The sequence below is a fragment of the uncultured Campylobacter sp. genome (assembly GCF_937997465.1).
Classification (GTDB): Bacteria; Campylobacterota; Campylobacteria; order Campylobacterales; family Campylobacteraceae; genus Campylobacter_A.
Genome location: NZ_CALKTQ010000057.1, coordinates 1 through 2,846, shown reverse-complemented (window position 1 = coordinate 2,846; position 2,846 = coordinate 1). Strand labels below are relative to the sequence as shown.

Sequence of the window (2,846 nt, the reverse complement as noted above, 5' to 3'; positions counted from 1 at the left end):
TTCAAGGTACAGGTCTCGGCGAATAAAATTTGGCTTCAAATTTGAATAAAAAAGTTAAGGCGAAGTATTTTTGCGTTTAGACGAGGCGGATTCAAATTTTACGACGGGAGCTACCTGGTCGGTAGTGACCGAGTAAAATTTGAATCCAACGAAGTATAAACCAAAAAGACAAGCCGCTATTTCCACAAGAGATAGAGCTTTTCGTCGTATATATCGCTACTTTTTGGCGCCACCTCCACCTCCGTCACTTCCACGTTTTGTACGTCGTTTTTGGCTTTTAGCGCGCTCGCGTCTTCTTCAAATTTTGCCATCAGCTCCTCGATCTGCGCGTTTAGCTGGGCGACTTCTTGCTCGCTTAGCTTGACGTCGCTGCGCTCTTTTAGCACGCTGTTTGCCGAGCGCGCGGAGGTCGCGACTTTGCCGATATTGCCGCTACTTAGTAGCCCTTTGCCAAAAATCGCGCCCAAAATGCTAGCTCCCACCGAGATCGCGGTCTCAATCCCCTTGCTTTTAAAGTCCCGTTGCTCTTTTTCCAGCTTTGCCACCGAGCGGTTTAGTTTCTCCTCCAATCGCGCTTTTTGTTTGTCAAACTCAGCCGTGAGCTTAGCCGTTTGCGCCTCTAAAATTTCGTTGCATTTATCGGCCAAACGGACGTAAAACTCCTCCTTGCTCTCGCCCGGCGCCGAGCTTAAATTTAGCGCGCTAAAGAGCCTAAGTTTGTAGTTTCTATAGATAAATTCTTTGAAATTTTTAGTTAGTTCTTTGAAATTTTTAGTTCCCGCGACAAAGCCCGGCAGCGGAGCGTAGGAGAGCTTGAAATTTGGCTCTGAAACTGCGGTAAAATGCATATTTTCGCTAGCTTCGCTCCAGTCGGCGCTTTTTTGAGCTTCATCCAGCCTTAGCGTGAAATTTACCTCGCGAACCTCGTCAAGCCCCTTTTTAGCGTCGTAAAATCGCACTTTGGCTTCACCGTAAAGATACCCCTCTAGCTCGCCGCCCTCCTGCAAATTTGAACTCGCGGCGTAAATTTGAGCGATGTCGGGCGACAGCACCGGTTTGGTGGCGAAATTTGAGCTTTTTGCCGGGCTTAACCCGCTCAAATTTGCCCCGCTCTTTTGCTCTTTCATCAAATTTGAAATTTGATCGCGGCTAAGCGGTCCTTTGAGATAGCTCAGGGCCCAGCGCGTTGAGATGACGGACAGCCCGTCCTCGTGGATGTTTTTTAGTAGAAAATTGCGCTTTTGCAAATTTGAGATGAGATTTTCTATCTCGCCTTTATCCATCGCAGAGCCCGCAAGCCCCGTCATACCGTCGATCACGCGCGCTTTGTCCTGCGCGGTTTGCAAGCGCCCGATAAACCACGTGCCGATGTTGCTAAGGCCTTTGTAGTCTAGATCGACCGGGTTTTGGGTGCTAAGTATCACGCCGAGGCCGTGTGCGCGGGCTTGCTTGAGTAGAGTTAGCATCGGGGTTTTGGACGGCGGGTTGCCGTTTGGCGGGAAAAATCCAAAAATCTCGTCCATATAAAGCACCGCGCGAAGCGAGCTCGTACCCTCGGTCTTGCGCATCCACGCGATGATCTCGTTTAGCAGCAACGTCACGAAAAACATCCTCTCGCCGTCTTTTAGGTGCGAGATCGTAAAGATATTGCACTTTGCCTTGCCGTTTGCGTTAAAAAGCATTTTTGAGATGTCGAGTCGCTCGCCGCTCAGCCACGCGCGAAAATCAGGGCTTGCCAGCAGCGTGTTGATCTTAACCGCTAGCTTCATACGCTCGGAGCTCGGATAAAATTTCTCCACGTCAAATACGCCGATCTTGGCAAACGGAGGCGTCGCAATAAAGCCGATGAGCTCCTCTAGGCTCACGTCCGCACCCTGGCCAAATTTATCGATAAAAATGTTTGAGATGAGCAGGTGTTCTTTTGAGTTTACGTCGTTTTCTATGCCAACGAGCGAGAGCACGGAGCTAGCCAGAGAGCCTACGTACTCGCTAAACTCCTCGCTGCCTGCATCTAAATTCGGGCGCGCAAAATCGCCCAGCAGCGCCACGCCGACGCCGCTACTGCTCTTTGGCGTGTAAATTTTTAGCTCGGCGCTATCTTTAAAAAGTCCCACGCGCTCTAGGCTTTGAAACGAGCCTTCTATGCCTTTTGTCCACGTCTGCGCTTCGCTCGCGGCAAATTCATCTACGCTCATGCCTTTGTTTTGCGCTTCGTTTTCATCGACGTAGGGCACAAAATCCTGCGCGCGCATCTGTGGAAACGCCAAGGCAAGGTTTGTCATATCGCCCTTTGGGTCGATTATAAAGGTCGGGATGTTGTCAATGCAGGCCTCTTCTAGTATGCTGATGCCAAGGCCGGTTTTACCGCTACCGGTCATTCCGATAATGGCTGCATGCGTGGTGAGGTCTTTATTTTTGTAAAAAAACGGCTCTTTGTTTTTGAGTCCGACGTAAAATAGCTTTAAATTTTCTTGGATGGTTTTCATGTGCTTCCTTGTAAATTTTGGGCTATTTTACTGATTTTTGTTTAAATTTCGGGTGAAGCTGCGGAGTAAATTTGAAATCGAAGCGGGTAAAATTTGAAAAAGGCAAGCGCGATGCTCGCCTTTTAGTTTTGCGTTAATTTTATTGGTAGGTTTTTAGCTGCTCTTTTAGCTCTTCGAGAGTTTCTATTACGCGTTTTTTGGTAAATTTCGCTATATCTTCGCCCGTAGTACCGTCTTTGCCTGTTAGCTCGCAACAATATCTCATCGCACCTTTATATTTTAAAGCGGCGACTAGTTTTAGATCGGTATCTATTTTTATGTTTTTATTAGAGCCGCTGGCTTCATCCGGTATATATAGTT

General features: G+C 48.1%; 1 protein-coding gene and 1 pseudogene. Both read right to left on the bottom strand.

The features are described 5' to 3' along the window. Positions 1 to 176: 176 nt before the first annotated feature. Positions 177 to 2,486, bottom strand: a complete 2,310-nt coding sequence (locus tag Q0546_RS01700; RefSeq protein ID WP_298789957.1) for a DUF87 domain-containing protein — start codon at positions 2,484 to 2,486, stop codon at positions 177 to 179. A 139-nt stretch (positions 2,487 to 2,625) separates the two neighbouring features. Beyond that, positions 2,626 to 2,846, bottom strand: a pseudogene (locus Q0546_RS01695) (PilZ domain-containing protein); the annotation flags it as partial.